Here is a 15,280-nt window from a genome sequence, read left to right as displayed (position 1 = left end):
CGAACCGAAACACTCCGATCGCCGAACGAACGTCGAAGCGAAAATTTCTGCCTTGACGGCCTATTCGATGTCTCTAAAGTCTCAACTCTTCTGAGGAGGAGAGGAACCCATGATAAAGAAAGTTGCTTTTGCCGCGCTGGCACTTAGCCTGTCGGCCTCTACATCCTTTGCCAAGACCCAGATCACCTGGTGGCACGCCATGAGCGGTGAACTCGGCAAGAAACTCGAAGAGATCGTTGCCAACTACAACAAATCGCAGGACGCGTATGAGGTCGTGCCGACCTACAAGGGCAACTACACCGAAACCATGACGGCGGCGATCGCCGCTTTCCGTGCCAAGCAACAGCCGGACATCGTCCAGGTGTTCGAAGTCGGCACGGGCACGATGATGGCCGCCAAGGGCGCCGTCTACCCCGTCTACAAGTTGATGGCGGATACCGGAACCGAATTCGATCCGAAGGGCTTTCTCTCGGCCGTCGTCGGCTATTACACGGACACGGACGGCAATATGCTTTCGATGCCGTTCAATTCATCGACACCGATTCTCTATTACAACAAGAACGTCTTCAAGAAGGCGGGGCTCGACCCTGAAACGCCGCCGAAGACTTGGCAGGATGTGGAAGCCTATTCCAAGAAGATCATGGAATCGGGCGCTGCCAAGTGCGGCTTTACGTCGGGCTGGATTTCCTGGGTACAGCTCGAGAACTTTTCCGCTTGGCACAATCAACCGATCGGCACGCTGGAGAACGGTTTCGGCGGTATCGATCCCAAGCTTACCGTCAACGGCCCGGTCCAGGTCAAGCACTGGTCGAATTTGAAGAAATGGCAGGACGAAGGCGTCTTCCAGTATGGCGGCCCTGTCGGCGGTGATGACGCTCCGCCGAAATTCTACGCGCAGGAATGCGCAATGTATATGAATTCGTCGGCCGCTCGCGCCGCCGTCATGAACAACGCAAAGGATTTTGAAGTCGGCTTCGGAATGCTGCCTTACTATTCTGACGTTGACGGTGCGCCGCAAAACTCCATCATCGGTGGGGCAACCCTCTGGGTCCTGCAGGGACACGACGACGCTGAATACAAGGGTGCGGCCGACTTCTTCCATTACCTGTCCTCGCCGGAGGTTCAGGCCAATTGGCACCAGTTCTCGGGTTATCTGCCAATCACTCAAGCCGCCTACGACCTCGGTCAGCAGCAGGGTTACTATGAGAAGAACCCGGGTTCCGACGTTGCGATCAAGCAGATGACATTGAATCCGCCGACGGAGAACTCAAAGGGCCTTCGCTTCGGCAACTACGTGCAGATTCGAACGATCATCGATGAGGAGTTCGAGGCGCTGTTGTCCGGCAAGAAGGACGCTCAAGGAGCGCTCGACGCAGTGGTGGAGCGCGGGAACAAGCTCATAAGCGACTTTGCGGCGGCCAACCAGTAAAGTTCCCGAAGCAAATCCGAGCTCGTCGGAGGGCCTGCCGGGTCGGTGACCCGGCAGGCCCTCCGTGGCCCCTGAAAGCCCCATCCGTCGGATGCCGCCATGCAGACCAAGCGCACGATATTCGGCAACAAGATACTGCCCTATGGGCTCCTGTTGCCCCAACTCGCCGTTACGTTGATCTTCTTCATCTGGCCGGCCGCCCAGGCCGTTCGCCAGTCGTTCCTGCGGGAGGATCCGTTTGGCCTCAGCACGGCCTTTGTCGGCCTTAAGAACTACGCGGCACTATTTGCCGATCCGAGCTACCTGAATTCGCTGCAGGTTACGCTGGTTTTTTCTGTCGGCGTCGCGATTTTCTCGATCGTCCTGGCGCTGATCCTCGCACTCGCTGCCGATAGCTGCATCCGCAGCCGCAACGTTTACACGACGCTACTTGTATGGCCCTACGCGGTTGCCCCTGCAGTCGCTGGCATCCTGTGGTGGTTCATGTTCAATCCGACCATCGGCATTGCGCCCTACATGTTGCGGGAGGTCGGCTACAATTGGAATCACAGGCTTTCCGGCCTGGACGCGATGATTCTCGTCATCATGGCCGCGAGCTGGAAGCAGATCTCCTACAACTTCCTTTTCTTCCTGGCGGGCCTGCAAGCCATTCCTCAGTCACTGCGGGAGGCGGCCGCCATTGATGGGGCCGGGCCGGCGAAGCGCTTCTTTACCGTCGTTTTTCCGCTGCTCTCGCCCACCACGTTCTTCCTGGTTGTCGTCAACATCGTCTATACGATGTTCGATACCTTCGCCGTCATCCATGCCACCACCAAGGGAGGTCCGGCGCAGGCGACGAATATCCTCGTCTACAAGGTTTTCAACGACGGTTTCATCGGCCTCAATATGGGGTCATCCGCCGCCCAATCAGTCATCCTGATGGGCATCGTCATCTTTCTTACCTTCATTCAGTTCCGCTTTGTCGAGCGGCGCGTACAGTACTGAGGAGGCAGCGGATGGTTGAGAACAGGCCCGGGCTCAAGATACTGGCACATCTCGTGCTGATTATAGGCGTGGCAGCCGTCGCCCTGCCGGTCTACATCGCCTTCATCGCCTCCACACACGGTCCGAACGATTTTCTCTCCGGCTTGATTCCACTCACGCCGGGCGGGCATGGCTTGGAGAACTACAGGCAGATGCTGACGTCCGGTCTTGGATCCTTCGGGATGCCGCCGCTCACGCCGATGTTGGTCAACAGCCTGATCATGGCCTTGTCGATTGCCGTGGGAAAGATCGTGATTTCCTTCCTTTCGGCATTTGCGATCGTCTACTTCCGCTTTCCGCTGCGCCAGTTCTGCTTCTGGATCATCTTCGTTACGCTGATGCTGCCGGTCGAGGTGCGCATCGTGCCGACCTTTCAGGTTGTTGCCAGTCTCGGGATGCTCGACTCGTATGCCGGTTTGTCGATCCCGCTGATTGCTTCCGCGACGGCGACTTTCCTGTTCCGTCAGTTCTTCCTCACGGTTCCGGATGAGTTGCTGGAGGCGGCGCGGATCGATGGTGCCGGACCGCTCAAGTTTCTTCGTGACGTGCTTTTGCCGCTGTCCCGGACCAACATAGCCGCGCTCTTCGTCATTCTCTTTATCTACGGGTGGAACCAGTACCTCTGGCCGCTCCTGGTCACGACCGACCCCGGCTATTACACCATCGTCATGGGCATCAAACGTATGTCAGAAGTTGCCGATGCCGAGCCCCAATGGAACCTGGTCATGGCCACCGTCGTGCTTGCCATGCTGCCGCCGGTACTGGTCGTCATTCTTATGCAGCGGCTCTTTGTAAAAGGCCTTGTGGAAACGGAGAAGTGAAGATGGCTTCAATCGACATCGACAAGGTTGGAAAGGTGTATGCCGGCGGTGTGCATGCCGTAACGGATATTTCGATCTCTATCGCGGACGGCGAGTTCATCGTGCTCGTAGGGCCCTCCGGCTGCGGCAAGTCCACCCTTCTGCGCATGGTGGCGGGGCTCGAAACCATTTCGAGCGGCACCGTCAGCATCGGTGACCGGATTGTGAATCGCGTGGAGCCTGCGGATCGAGACATCGCCATGGTTTTCCAGAATTATGCGCTCTATCCGCATATGAGCGTCTACGACAATCTCGCCTATGGGCTGAAAAACCGCGGCACGCCCAAGGCGGAGATCAATGCCCGCGTCGCCGAAGCCGCCCGGATGCTGCAGCTCGATCCCTATCTCGACCGCAAGCCGAAGGCGCTCTCCGGCGGCCAGCGCCAGCGCGTTGCGATGGGGCGCGCGATCGTCCGCAAGCCGGCGGCCTTCCTCTTCGACGAGCCGTTGTCCAATCTCGACGCCAAGCTGCGCGTGTCCATGCGTGGCGAGATCAAGCAATTGCAGCGTCGGCTCGGTACGACATCGATCTACGTCACGCATGACCAGCTGGAGGCGATGACGCTCGCGGATCGTCTGGTGGTGCTGAACGCCGGCCGCATCGAGCAGATCGGCACACCACTGGAGGTCTACCACAACCCTGCCTCCACCTTCGTGGCGAGCTTTATCGGATCGCCTGCGATGAACCTGTTGGACGCAGTGCTCGATCATGATCGTCTGCGGATCGGCGAGACCGAAATCGCGATGGAGCAGCCGACCGCGGTTTCCGGGCCTGTCACCCTTGGCGTGCGTCCCGAGGACTTCGCCGTCGTCGAGAAAAGCGCGCCATCACTGCCTTTCGCCGTCGACTATGTCGAGGAGCTGGGTGCACACCGACTGGTTCACGGCCACGTCTCCGGGCAGCAACTGACGGTCTCCCTCGGACTGGACACGGAGATAACGCCGACGATGGCGTTGGCGGCGCCTCTGAAGCAGCTGTATTTCTTCTCCCGCGAGACCGGCAAGCGGATCGTTCCCGTGGCCGACATGCCTGCATCGGCGCTACGAGGCACGTCGGCCTGAGGCGCCGCGCCGGGCGGAGATATGCTGTTCGCATCCGTTGCTGCGGCGTTATACGGTGAAAGTCGACGGTTGCAGAAAATTTGAACGGTCGCGCTAACCGTGCTCTCACGTCTGCCTGCTACTTCCTCATGTGACCAAGTTTTTGAGGGAGAGCCTATGGCTTTGAAGCTTCTTCTCGTCAGCATGGCAGGCGCACTCGCGACACTGCCGAAGGAACGGCATCTCGGAGAACGTGCGCCGGTGGTTGCCGCAAACAGCGGCATGCTGGTGCTGAAGCCCGCGCCGATCAATCCGGATTGGATCATCCGGGGGACCCCGATGGCCCGCGTCGGCGATCATTCGACGAGTACGGATGAGGCGAGCTCGACGGCCGTCTGGGACTGCACCGCCGGCGAGTTCCGCTGGTACTTCGGCTGGGACGAGACCGTCGTCATCCAGGAGGGCGAGGTCCACGTCACGGCGGAAGACGGCAGCGAAAGGGTGCTGAGGGCCGGCGACATCGCCTATTTCCGCGGCGGCACCTGGGCCACCTGGCGGGTCGACAATTACGTCCGCAAGATCGCTTTCCTGCGCAAGCCGTTTCCGGAACCGCTCGCGACGCTTTACAGGATCCGCAATGCGCTGCGTTCGCCGTCCGGACGGGGTTTCTTCGGCTGAACCGAGGTTCAGAAAATTAGGACGCCGCGACGTTGCCATCGCAGCGGCGGCGGCCTACATCTGACCTGCTTTCAACAAGGGGCAGGCAATGGCGAAGATCACCAATATCGCGGTCCAGATGGACCATGTTTCCGGCATCGGAATTGCGGGCGACTCGACCTTCGCGATGAGCCTGGAGGCACAAGCGCGCGGATATCGCCTGTTCCATTACACGCCTGACCGGCTGACCATGCGGGACGGGCGGGTTTTTGCGACCGTCGAGCCGATGGAACTGCGTGACGTCAAGGGCGACCACTTCACCCTGGGCGAGCCGGAGCGTGTCGATCTGTCGACCATGGACGTGGTGCTGCTGCGCCAGGATCCGCCCTTCGACATGGCCTACATCACCTCGACGCACCTGCTGGAGCGCATCCACCCCAAGACGCTCGTCGTCAACGATCCGGCCTGGGTACGCAATTCGCCGGAAAAGATCTTCGTCACCGAGTTTGCCGACCTGATGCCGCCGACCCTGATTACCCGCGACAACGACGAGATCGCGCGCTTTCGCGAGGAAATGGGCGATATCATCCTGAAGCCGCTTTACGGCAACGGTGGCGCCGGCGTCTTCCATACCACCCGCGACGACCGCAACTTCTCCTCGCTGCTGGAAATGTTCCACCAGGTCTTCCGCGAGCCCTTCATCGCGCAGGCTTACCTGCCGGATGTCCGCAAGGGCGACAAGCGCATCATCCTCGTCGACGGGGACCCGGTGGGCGCAATCAACCGTGTGCCGGCCGAGACCGACAGCCGTTCCAACATGCATGTCGGCGGGCGCGCCGAGGCGACGGAACTGACGGCGCGCGAGCGCGAGATCTGTGCGAGGATCGGTCCGGCGCTGAGAGAGCGCGGCTTTCTGCTGGTCGGCATCGACGTGATCGGCGATTACATGACGGAAATCAACGTCACGTCGCCGACTGGCCTCCGTGAAGTGAAGCGCTTTGGCGGCGCGGACATTGCCGCCCTGCTTTGGGATGCAATCGAGAGAAAGCGCGCCTGAGACTGCCGGGCACGGTTACGGCCCGCGGCGTACGACATCTGTTCTCGGATACAACCGAGCTAAAACCTGTGCGGGAATATTGCGTGATTTTGTTCCGCAAATGTTCTTGTCATTGCCCGAAATCCGTGTCACTGTTCGATCGGCAGCGCGCGAAAGATGTATTTTCCGCCATGCCAGGGGGCAGATCGAGGGGGCGGGCGATGGTTGCGCGTGTCAGTACGGTTGCGTTTCAGGGCATCGAAGGGGTACCAGTCGACGTTCAGGTGATGGTCGCGCCGGGCAAGATCGGTATGCAGATCGTCGGCCTGCCCGACAAGGCGGTCGCCGAAAGCCGCGAGCGGGTGCAGGCCGCCTTACATGCCTCGGGGCTTGCCTTGCCGCCCAAGCGGGTCACCGTTAATCTCGCACCGGCGGATCTGCCGAAGGAAGGCTCGCATTTCGACCTTCCCATCGCGCTCGGCCTGATGGCGGCCCTGGGCGCGATACCCGGTGACGCGCTTTCCGACTACGTGGTCATCGGCGAACTCAATCTCGACGGAACGATTGCCCCGATTGCCGGCGCCTTGCCTGCGGCGATCGGCGCCAATGCGCTTGGCAAGGGTCTGATCTGCCCGGCCGACAGCGGACCCGAGGCGGCCTGGGCCGGGGCGGAGATCGATATTCTGGCGCCGCGCAGCCTGATCGCGCTCGCCAATCATTTTCGTGGAACCCAGGTCCTCTCCCGGCCGGAGCCCGCGGTTCGCGCGCTTTCGGCCAATTTGCCCGATCTCTCCGACATTCGCGGGCAAGAGAGTGCGAAGCGTGCACTCGAAGTGGCGGCCGCCGGCGGCCATAACCTGTTGATATTGTGCTACATTAAAAACAGTATCCCGGGAGGCTCGGGAACCTGGGGCCGGCTAGCAGCTCGTAATTGATTGAGGGTGCCCATGCTCAATCAATGTGGCCGGCCTTCCGTAGCAGGACTTCTTCTTCGACCGTCTCTGGTGTAACAGATATGAACTCGTCCGCAGTCACTGGCGCTAGCTTGAGCGCTTCGATCGTGGAGCGGTCACCTTGCCCCCAGAGGAGGGCGATCCCCTTCGGCGCAAGCACATCACGCGCGCCGCCGTTCCTCCGGATACGCTTCATGTAATCGTGCTGCTGCGCGAGCGCCTGGACTTGGAGCCGTGATATCGGCTGACGCTGTATCTTTTCGAACAATGCAGCGATCCGGTTCTTGCCGCCGCCGGCCGACATGATCGCATCCCTCTCTGTCACTGAGAGCACTTCCCAGAAATTCGGCGGGTACGGATGAGATTGAAGAATCCACCAGATGTCGGAATGGTGTGCTGCTGCAAGCTGTTTCTTGGCATCCTTGTTCGCGCTGATGGTCAGGTAGTCAGGCCGGAAGATAACCATGCCAACGTCGCACAATGCCGTCTTTTCGTTGGCTCTGATCAAGAACGCTGGACGGTTCAGGCTCTCCGTTGGAACCATCCAGTTCCGGCCGACTGTGTTTTTTATGTCAACCTCGACGCCATGGATCAGCATGTCGAGAATCTTTCCCTTCGGTATCTTGAGATAGTTGCGAAGCAGGATCTCAACCTTGGTGCCGAGATATGTCTTCTCGGTCTTCTCGATCTCAGCGAGGGTGAACCTGTTGGTTCTGGGAGCGTCTATGACTTCGTCGAAGGCCTGCCGGATTAGCACGGGCACCTTCTCGGCGAAGGCATCATATCCTCCGCCGTGCTCTAGGATGGCGGCAACAAGCGGAGCGAGTTCCGCATAGTCCGGATGTGACGAATCAAGAGGGGCTTGTGACATGCCCCGATGATTTCAGGGCATGGTTATTGATTGGTTAATCCGTCAGGCCGACAGTGCCGAAGTGGGATATATGGCGCGGCTCGTAATCGCCGCATGCAGCCTTTCCGCGACGGCCTTTGCCACCGGAGGCGGGAAGGCATTACCGACTTGCCTGTATGATGCCGTTTTGCGTCCAGCGAACTGCCACTGGTCGTCGAATCCTTGAATTCTCGCCGCCATCCTCACCGTGAGCTTGGGCATGCCGACAAAGTCGCGATCAGGAGCCTCGTCAGCAAGTCCCTTGCCATTGACCCCAAGTGTCGCCCATGCGCGTTTGGCACGCGTCGGGCCAAGGTCTGGGCCGCCGTGCTTCTTGCTGCCACCCACGAGCGTCGGCGCTACGTCGTTCGCTCGCTTCGCCCACGCTTTTGCTCCCTTCCAGCCGTTGGCGGCCATCAGGTCGACCAGTGTCTCGCCAACCGTGGGCGCATCGGCTGTGGAAGGCGTGGGCCATTCAAAGCGGTCTTTGATGTCATCACGGAGGGCAACGATGATCACGCGCGGCCGAAGCTGCGGCACGCCGTAGTCCGAGGCATTGAAGAGGCGCCAGTGAGCCTCGTATCCGAGCTTCTTGAGCTCTGCCCGGATGAATCCACGATAGTCTTCGAATACCGCACCGAGGAAGCCTCGGACGTTCTCGATCATGATGGCCCGAGGCTTTGTCTCATCGACCAGCCGGATCGCGGCAGGGAACAGGTTCCTCTCATCCTTGTCGCCGAGCTGCTTGCCTGCAATGGAGAACGGAGGGCATGGCAAGCCTCCGGCCAGTAGATCGATGCCCTTGTATCCGCCGCCTTCGAAGAGCGACAGGTCTTCCTCATGAACAGTCCAATTCGGCCTGTTGAGTCGCAATGTATTGCAGCAGTCACGATCGAGCTCGACAACTCCGGCGTGATCAAAGCCGGCCAATTCAAGGCCTCTGGCCTGACCACCAGCGCCAGCGCACATTTCAAGAGAGGAGAGTGTCATGGGGCCTCCCGCAGGAACAAAATAAGAACATCGCCGCGATAGCACGCCAACGGAATCAGCGCAACGGCTTCTTCGGTCAAGGTATTGATAGATGGTTTACCGAAACTTACCCTGGGGAACGAACGAAGAACCCACAGATTTATGTCCGTGCCCCTAGAAAGTCGCGAATCCGATCTTCGACGGATTCCATATCCCGTAGCTCGCATTCCCACAGGATCAGAACATCCCATCCAAGGGCATGGAGTTTGGCCAGATTGGCCGTATCGCGTTCCACATTGCGATCCATCTTGGGGCCCCAATATCCTGTATTCGATTTGGATGGAGAACGAGCCTCGGGGCACCCGGGCTCGTATCTCAGGTGGGCATGCCAGTAGCAGCCTCTAACCTCGACGATCTTCTTCCGGGGGCCGAAGACCAGATCAGGTTTACCGGGCAAATCCTTGCGGTGAAGGCGGTAGCGGTAGCCGAGCGAATGCACCAGCCGGCGAACTTTCAGTTCTGGCGCGGTGTCCTTGCTTCGGATACGCGACATATTCCTGCTGCGCTGCTCGGACGTTTGGGAAGAGGTCACGTATACTCCCAATGTGATGAGGTCTCGCACCATATCGCGCGGAGGGTGATGGGGTGCAAGGGGGCTACCAGATCACGGATAGAACTCGTGGCGGCGCCTCGCGCACTCGGGGCACCGACGCTCTTCATGTATGAGAGTGAAAGTTAGGCTGTTGGCAACGTGCACGTAGTCGCTGCTGCCGCAGATCAAGCGGCGCGGCTCATCCGTAGATACAGGTAGGTGATAGACGGGCTCCAGAAGAAACTTGGCGCGGCGACACAGATCGCCCGCTCGGCCGATTACCGCGTGGATTTCGCGGAACTTCTCCCTGCCGTTCAGCCTGTTCCACAATCCCGTCAGGGTGTCGCTGGCTTCTGCCAGTGCCTCCCGCGCTTGCTGGGCTCGCTGCGCACGTGCTTCTTCAAGGTGCCGTTTCCGCCGCTGCCGCTCCGCCGCTGTCATCGCCTGCTCACCGATCCGCTTCCGCCCAACCATCGTCCACTCCCTTTCGTGACTCACGAATTGTAGGACGGAGCACGCAAGATGCAATGAGATTTCGTGACTCACGAAATCTGGCGTTGCTGTTGCGATGGCTGCTGCTCCGGTGGGGGCTGACTTTGTCGTTTCGTATGCGGAACGATCTCGGTGCCCGGTTGACCGGATCGCGCCGACGATCGAGCATGAAAAAAGCCGCTGTCACTGGGCTGGTACCCTCGGCGGCTTTTTCATGGATTGTTCGAAAATGATGAACGACGGCGAAAAGTTTGTAAAGCACCCTGAAACGGCTCGGTGAGCCGGAGGCTGGGACATATCCCAGCCACTTCACAAGACTTTCATACCCTCCAGTGTCAACAATTTGGGCCGAACCTCTCGAACGGCATGGACGGGTTCGAAACACGTTATGCCGAGGCCCAGAGACTTGCCCGCCGGGAGCGTATCCGGAAAGCGGAAGAACGCGATCGGCGCGACAGCAGGATATCGGACTGGGATCAGGCGATCTTCGCACGGCAGGCAGCCGAACAGCGCCTGCTTGTACAACAGCGCCTGGCGCAGGGATATCACCAGTTTGGTGAACGCCAGATCGGCGGCCGGTGGCGGAAAGGCGTTCACGAAATGGGACTACGATCGGAAGACAATCCGGTCCTGAAGTATTTTGTGACGCTCGTTCCGAAAGGCAGCCGCGCGCGGGCCTCGTGGGATAAGGCCCATCTGGAGAACCAGTGCCCGCAAAAGATTCTGACGCTCGACTTCCCCTATATCGAGCTGAACAGGGAGTTCATGGCGGCGCTGCGCGTGGACTGCGACGGCATATTCCTGAGTCCTGCCGCATGCCTTGCGGCCCTCACGGAACAGGTACGTGATGGCCGAGTCCCGTGTTTGCCGCACATCATCGTCGGCGACCTGCTGGATGATGGCCGCTACTCCCGCCCGCATTTCGTGTGGCTGCTTCCTCCGGGATCGGCGGTCTGGCGGAGCGACGACAAGCGATGCCGGCGCAAGCCAATTCAACTGTTCGATGCCGTGGCGCGCGGGCTGGCTGCGGCGCTGCTCGATCTCGGCGCGGACCCTGCCGCTCCGACGATGACCGGGCGCATGAAATGTCCGACATCGCCCTTCTGGCACACGATGACACCGAACGACGGCATCTGGCCAACCCTGTCGGAATACACCGACTACGTGGACACCAGCGCCGGGCGGGCGGTTCTCGTCCGGAGGGCGGCGGCGGCGCAATCCGGGCTCGGCCTGACGGCATCGAACGCGATCTTCGACGCGCTGCGCACGGAAGGCCAGCGGCTCCTGGCCGAATGGCATTTCGGAGCGGATGCCCGGATGCGCGGCAGCCGTGCCACTCTGGCCGATCATCTCCATGAGGCACTTGCAGACTATGCCGACAAGAGCGGGCATGACGACAAGACCGTCAGCTACGTGACGGCGAAGGTCGCCGACTATCTGGTCGCGAACTTCGACCCGGTGAAGCTCGAAGGCAAGTCCGTGAACCGTGGCAAGCTGCTCGATGTCGTGGATGGCCTGAAGACGGTCACTGAGCGACAGGCGGCGGGCGGACGGCATTCAGGCAAAGCCAAGGGCGCGAACACGCTCCAGCGGCTGCGAGAAGCCCACCAGCGGCTTGTTGCATCCGGCGAGACCGTAACGCGGTCGGCGCTCGCCGCTGCTGCGGGTGTTTCCATCCGCACGGCGACGGCTCGATGGAATGAAGTTGTGCGATCGCAGTGATTGCAACTTTTTGACGGTGAAAATAGGTGTATAGATAAAAAGGTAGCCGCCCGCCCCGGCCATACCGAAACTACGCCGCTCACCGCACAACGGAGCGTCCAGGGCGTGTCACGCTGGACGAAGCCGCGTAGCGGAAAGATGTCGGGTATCCCGGCATCGCCGAGGGCAACGCCCCGAGCCACGTCCAGTGGTGAAGTCACCGAGCGGCAGTCATCAACTGCCTCGTCGTCCATCCAGACGGCGACAAGGCCCCGCCAAGGTCTCCATGAAGTGGCCCCTCGGGAGAGTCCGGCGGAAGCCTCCCCGAAGGGCCGACGCTTCGACCAACGGAAGAGGCATTAGTCGGTCACTAATAACTATTGTTTCAGGCTCCGCCGGCACTGACAATTTTCCTGAACCGAGCAGCACAGGAGGATCAGTCAATGAGCTACGCGGCGACACACATGAAGGAATTCAACCTTCCAATCGAGTTCATCGACACGAATGATCCGAGACGAAGAAGCGAAGCGAGATCAGGCAGGCTCAAGGCACTCCGGGTGCCCATGGGGTGGCAGGCTTGCCTCTGGGGCGGACCGGATGCCTGCGGGCTGGTTACGGATCATCAGGACCTTCGCGAAATGTCTGATGCCCGCTTCCTCCGGATGATTCAGGTGTTCTTCGAGCGTCAGGGCATTCATCTCCGGTATCTCAACGAAACGATGTTCGACATGAACGACATCGAAACTTCGTTGCAGTGAGAGGCCGGTCACATGCAGGAATACGATCTGCCTATCGTCGTCACCAACCACGGCTCGGCTGCCCCGGCGCTGCTCAAGGTCATCCGGTTGCCGACAAGCTGGTACGCCGTCATCTGGGAGAGCGCCGAGCGATACGCCAGCTTCTCGCAAGAACGAACCGCGCTGAACGGTGGTTTCGCCCATATGAACGCCCGCGAGTTCCTTGACCGCGTGCAGCTCGTCGCGAGCTTCACGCATGGTATCAGTTTCGAGTGGGGGGAAGATCGGTGATGCGGATTCCCCCTCGTCGCACGTATTTTACCGCCGTGGAGCTCGAATCCGGAAACGCTGCATCACTGCTCATCGAGACTGAACCTGGGAAGATCGTCGCTTGGCTCCGGTCGGCTGATGACGAGCAGCGCGTCGTGCTCGGACGTGACGACGGACAAGAGTTCAAGAGCCGCACTGTCCAAGCCATGCTTTTTCTTGTCGCGATAGGATTCGAGCAGTTTAAAGGCGTTCGCTATTCGTATCTCCCTCACGTCTACGCTGTAGACGTGGACGCAAGCAAAGCGGCGGTGAAATCGCTCGATCAGACGGTGCACTGAGTCCGCTTCATGGCTTTCCAGTTCATCCACATGACGGCGTACAGCCGCAAGGGCGATGGAAAGGGCCGCTCCACCAGCTATGTTTTTAACGAGGCTCGGCGTGATCCTGACGCGTCCTTTCACGTCTCGAATCCTGCGTCTCCGATCGTCGTCTATGGCTCGACGATCGACGAATTGGAGCGATTGCACGATGCCACCGCCGATGCCGCGACGACAACGCCGAAGGGCGGCAAGCCTCGAAAGGTTCAGAAAACTCAGCACACGCTCATGACGGTCGTGGCTTCGCATCCGCATTTGATGGAAGAGGTTCGCGCCGATCCGGAAAAGCGCCGTGAAGCAGAGGACTGGGAAAGGCGAACAATCGCGTGGCTTCGTTCACAGTACGGCGACAAGCTCGTCTCCGTGATCCGGCACGAAGACGAGTCGCACTTCCATATCCACGCCTATGTCCTGCCGGACGATCCGGCCATGCGGGCCGCGTCCCTGCATCCGGGGCAGACGGCCAAGGCCGCTGTGATGGCGGCCGGTCCCGCAGAAGGCGAGGACTCGAAGGCCCTGAACAAGCGCGGCGATCAAGCGTACAAGCAGGCCATGCGAGAGTGGCAGGATTCGTATCACGAGACCGTCGCCATCCCCTGCGGCTTGACCCGCCTTGGTCCGCAACGCCGTCGTCTGACGCGAGCGGAATGGCAGGCGGAGCAGACGCAAGCCAAAGCCCTGAAGACGACAATCGAGCGCGCCAAGGCCGTGAAGGCGCGCGGTGAATCCATAATCGCCAGCACAAAGGAAGATGCCGCCGCGATCCGTGAGGAAGCCGCTAGGGCGAAGGCGGAAGCGGATCGCCAGCTTGCCGCCGCGAAGGCCGCGACGGAGGCCGCCAAGGCGGCGCAGGACAAGGCCGTTGCCGAGCAACGCAAGGCAAGGTCGATGATGGCGCGCGTCCGTCAGGAGGCGGCAAGGCTCCAGCATCTTCCTGGTGTCCTGCGAGGCATATGGGATGGATTCCAGAAGTCGAGGGTTGCGGCCCGCATCCGCGCTGCCGTCGAATCCGAGATGGAAGCGCTCCGGCGGACCGCCGACGATGCCGCTGACCGTGCGAGCGCCGCCAATGCTGGATGGCGCGAAGCTGAAGAACGGGCGAAGAACTTGCGGGAGAACCTTGCGGAGACCGGTCGCGAACTGGCGACGGCCAGACGTGAGCTTGCCGCGTTGCGTCCGCCGGAGCCGGAGCGCACGCCCGGTATTTCGACGCCCGCTCTTCGACGGCCATAGTGTGTCGTTTCAGGACTCTGAAATTGTCAACAATTACAGAATGTTAAGCGTCAACTTTTTTGCAGGAAAGTGCGGGTTTCCTCTTGCCAGCCCCGCCGATTGGCGTCATGGTTTTTCTTGTCAGCGGTTCCGGCAGGATCGTCAGGTAGGACCTGAAATTCCTCATCCCGAAACGCTGGCACGGTTATCGATCCCCTTGTGGGATTAGGAGAGACAATGCCACCCTCCGGGGTGACAACCCCCTGCGGTAATCGTTCCCCCTGTGGGATTCTGCCCTTCCTTGAGCTTGCTCATGGAAGTGTTGGATTAAAACGGAAGTGAACCGTCGTGTAGACGGCTCTGAAGTATATGAGTACGTGCAAGGTTTTCCCTGCAAACACTCGTTTTCCGCTGCATAAGCGGTCTTCCTCCCTGTAAGGGAGGGCTTTCCCTGCCCCGGCAGGGATGTACCGTTCTACATAGAGAAGCACGCTTCTCGGTGGAATGTTCTCTGCAAACGCAGAGTTTCGGATCGGGAGGCTTCGGCCTCCCTTTTCATCTCTTCCAACGACATTCGAGGCAATCACGTGGCGAAATACAGCGTCTCCTATTCATGCGGACATGCTGCCGAAAGGCAGTTAATAGGCAAGATCGCGGATCGGCAACGCTATGTTTCATGGGCCGCCGAAAACGGCCTTTGCCCCGATTGCGTGAAATCGGATAAGCTCAAGGCGGTCGAGGCGGCGGAAGTTGAAAATGACCTGCCCGCGCTCTCTGGATCGGAAAAGCAAATCGCATGGGCCCGGCAAATCCGGGTTGATAAAATCGGCGAGGTCATCGGTTATTTCGAGGACTTGCGGCCCAAGGTCTTGGCTGGAAACCTGGAGGCGTTTGACGCAATGGTCAGCCGAGGACTTGCTGCCTTGGTCGCCCAAGGTCGGGCAGGTTGGTGGATCGACAACAAGGATCGATCTGGAATCGTAATGGGTATGGATGCCATGAAGTCCGTCGCTTGACTGCCGGTGGGAATTGGCATCACCATT

At 60.0% G+C, this 15,280-nt stretch carries 16 protein-coding genes and 1 pseudogene; 13 read left to right on the top strand and 4 right to left on the bottom strand.

Annotated features, from left to right (window positions below; genetic code table 11):
• Positions 1–109 precede the first annotated feature (109 nt).
• From ugpB to H4I97_RS15900, 7 genes and pseudogenes are all read left to right on the top strand, one after another.
• Positions 110–1,429, top strand: coding sequence for a sn-glycerol-3-phosphate ABC transporter substrate-binding protein UgpB (gene ugpB, locus H4I97_RS15930; RefSeq protein WP_182305598.1), 1,320 nt, complete (start codon positions 110–112; stop codon positions 1,427–1,429).
• Between the two features lie 99 nt (positions 1,430–1,528).
• Positions 1,529–2,413 (top strand): sn-glycerol-3-phosphate ABC transporter permease UgpA, encoded by an 885-nt coding sequence (gene ugpA, locus H4I97_RS15925; RefSeq protein ID WP_182305597.1) that lies wholly within the window; start codon positions 1,529–1,531, stop codon positions 2,411–2,413.
• 11 nt (positions 2,414–2,424) lie between these two features.
• On the top strand, positions 2,425–3,273 hold the full coding sequence (gene ugpE / locus H4I97_RS15920) for a sn-glycerol-3-phosphate ABC transporter permease UgpE (protein ID WP_182305596.1): 849 nt from the start codon (positions 2,425–2,427) through the stop codon (positions 3,271–3,273).
• A gap of 2 nt (positions 3,274–3,275) precedes the next feature.
• Complete coding sequence (locus H4I97_RS15915; protein WP_182305595.1) at positions 3,276–4,373, top strand: sn-glycerol-3-phosphate import ATP-binding protein UgpC; 1,098 nt, start codon at positions 3,276–3,278, stop codon at positions 4,371–4,373.
• A 156-nt stretch (positions 4,374–4,529) separates the two neighbouring features.
• On the top strand, positions 4,530–5,030 hold the full coding sequence (locus tag H4I97_RS15910) for a cupin domain-containing protein (RefSeq protein ID WP_182305594.1): 501 nt from the start codon (positions 4,530–4,532) through the stop codon (positions 5,028–5,030).
• 88 nt (positions 5,031–5,118) lie between these two features.
• The gene (gene gshB, locus H4I97_RS15905) at positions 5,119–6,066 is read left to right on the top strand and encodes a glutathione synthase (RefSeq protein ID WP_182305593.1); all 948 of its coding nucleotides are present in this window, start codon (positions 5,119–5,121) and stop codon (positions 6,064–6,066) included.
• A gap of 200 nt (positions 6,067–6,266) precedes the next feature.
• Positions 6,267–6,974 (top strand): annotated as a pseudogene (locus tag H4I97_RS15900) (magnesium chelatase domain-containing protein); the annotation flags it as partial.
• Positions 6,975–6,996: 22 nt separating this feature from the next.
• On the opposite strand, the gene H4I97_RS15895 reads toward H4I97_RS15900, so the two are convergent.
• The 4 genes from H4I97_RS15895 to H4I97_RS15880 all read right to left on the bottom strand — a co-directional run bounded on the left by H4I97_RS15895 (position 6,997) and on the right by H4I97_RS15880 (position 9,922).
• The gene (locus H4I97_RS15895; RefSeq protein ID WP_182305592.1) at positions 6,997–7,869 is read right to left on the bottom strand and encodes a NaeI family type II restriction endonuclease; all 873 of its coding nucleotides are present in this window, start codon (positions 7,867–7,869) and stop codon (positions 6,997–6,999) included.
• 42 nt (positions 7,870–7,911) lie between these two features.
• Positions 7,912–8,877 (bottom strand): DNA cytosine methyltransferase, encoded by a 966-nt coding sequence (locus H4I97_RS15890; protein ID WP_182305591.1) that lies wholly within the window; start codon positions 8,875–8,877, stop codon positions 7,912–7,914.
• A gap of 139 nt (positions 8,878–9,016) precedes the next feature.
• Positions 9,017–9,448, bottom strand: a complete 432-nt coding sequence (locus H4I97_RS15885) for a very short patch repair endonuclease (protein ID WP_342344127.1) — start codon at positions 9,446–9,448, stop codon at positions 9,017–9,019.
• A 72-nt stretch (positions 9,449–9,520) separates the two neighbouring features.
• Positions 9,521–9,922: a hypothetical protein gene (locus H4I97_RS15880; protein WP_182305589.1), complete on the bottom strand. Its 402-nt coding sequence runs from the start codon at positions 9,920–9,922 to the stop codon at positions 9,521–9,523.
• A gap of 384 nt (positions 9,923–10,306) precedes the next feature.
• On the opposite strand from H4I97_RS15880, the gene H4I97_RS15875 reads away from it, so the two are divergent.
• The 6 genes from H4I97_RS15875 to H4I97_RS15850 all read left to right on the top strand — a co-directional run bounded on the left by H4I97_RS15875 (position 10,307) and on the right by H4I97_RS15850 (position 15,253).
• Complete coding sequence (locus H4I97_RS15875; RefSeq protein ID WP_182305588.1) at positions 10,307–11,662, top strand: hypothetical protein; 1,356 nt, start codon at positions 10,307–10,309, stop codon at positions 11,660–11,662.
• A 422-nt stretch (positions 11,663–12,084) separates the two neighbouring features.
• Entirely contained in the window at positions 12,085–12,399 is a 315-nt protein-coding gene (locus H4I97_RS15870) for a hypothetical protein (protein ID WP_182305587.1), read from the top strand.
• Positions 12,400–12,411: 12 nt separating this feature from the next.
• Complete coding sequence (locus H4I97_RS15865) at positions 12,412–12,669, top strand: hypothetical protein (protein WP_182305586.1); 258 nt, start codon at positions 12,412–12,414, stop codon at positions 12,667–12,669.
• The gene (locus H4I97_RS15860) at positions 12,669–12,986 is read left to right on the top strand and encodes a hypothetical protein (protein ID WP_182305585.1); all 318 of its coding nucleotides are present in this window, start codon (positions 12,669–12,671) and stop codon (positions 12,984–12,986) included. The genes H4I97_RS15865 and H4I97_RS15860 overlap by 1 nt, the downstream gene beginning before the upstream one ends.
• Before the next feature lie 9 nt (positions 12,987–12,995).
• Positions 12,996–14,258 (top strand): plasmid recombination protein, encoded by a 1,263-nt coding sequence (locus tag H4I97_RS15855; RefSeq protein ID WP_182305584.1) that lies wholly within the window; start codon positions 12,996–12,998, stop codon positions 14,256–14,258.
• Between the two features lie 566 nt (positions 14,259–14,824).
• On the top strand, positions 14,825–15,253 hold the full coding sequence (locus tag H4I97_RS15850) for a hypothetical protein (RefSeq protein WP_182305583.1): 429 nt from the start codon (positions 14,825–14,827) through the stop codon (positions 15,251–15,253).
• Positions 15,254–15,280 lie beyond the last annotated feature (27 nt).

This window comes from Ciceribacter thiooxidans, from assembly GCF_014126615.1.
Taxonomy (GTDB): domain Bacteria; phylum Pseudomonadota; class Alphaproteobacteria; order Rhizobiales; family Rhizobiaceae; genus Allorhizobium; species Allorhizobium thiooxidans.
This window is presented reverse-complemented; position numbering and strand designations above follow the sequence as displayed.

Coding starts and splice junctions, on each gene's coding strand:
- H4I97_RS15875 (WP_182305588.1), top strand. CDS start 10,307: ATGGACGGGTTCGAAACACGTTATGCCGAGGCCCAGAGACTTGCCCGC.
- H4I97_RS15870 (WP_182305587.1), top strand. CDS start 12,085: ATGAGCTACGCGGCGACACACATGAAGGAATTCAACCTTCCAATCGAG.
- H4I97_RS15865 (WP_182305586.1), top strand. CDS start 12,412: ATGCAGGAATACGATCTGCCTATCGTCGTCACCAACCACGGCTCGGCT.
- gshB (WP_182305593.1), top strand. CDS start 5,119: ATGGCGAAGATCACCAATATCGCGGTCCAGATGGACCATGTTTCCGGC.
- H4I97_RS15910 (WP_182305594.1), top strand. CDS start 4,530: ATGGCTTTGAAGCTTCTTCTCGTCAGCATGGCAGGCGCACTCGCGACA.
- H4I97_RS15880 (WP_182305589.1), bottom strand. CDS start 9,922: ATGGTTGGGCGGAAGCGGATCGGTGAGCAGGCGATGACAGCGGCGGAG.
- H4I97_RS15895 (WP_182305592.1), bottom strand. CDS start 7,869: ATGTCACAAGCCCCTCTTGATTCGTCACATCCGGACTATGCGGAACTC.
- H4I97_RS15860 (WP_182305585.1), top strand. CDS start 12,669: ATGCGGATTCCCCCTCGTCGCACGTATTTTACCGCCGTGGAGCTCGAA.
- H4I97_RS15855 (WP_182305584.1), top strand. CDS start 12,996: ATGGCTTTCCAGTTCATCCACATGACGGCGTACAGCCGCAAGGGCGAT.
- H4I97_RS15890 (WP_182305591.1), bottom strand. CDS start 8,877: ATGACACTCTCCTCTCTTGAAATGTGCGCTGGCGCTGGTGGTCAGGCC.
- ugpE (WP_182305596.1), top strand. CDS start 2,425: ATGGTTGAGAACAGGCCCGGGCTCAAGATACTGGCACATCTCGTGCTG.
- ugpB (WP_182305598.1), top strand. CDS start 110: ATGATAAAGAAAGTTGCTTTTGCCGCGCTGGCACTTAGCCTGTCGGCC.
- ugpA (WP_182305597.1), top strand. CDS start 1,529: ATGCAGACCAAGCGCACGATATTCGGCAACAAGATACTGCCCTATGGG.
- H4I97_RS15915 (WP_182305595.1), top strand. CDS start 3,276: ATGGCTTCAATCGACATCGACAAGGTTGGAAAGGTGTATGCCGGCGGT.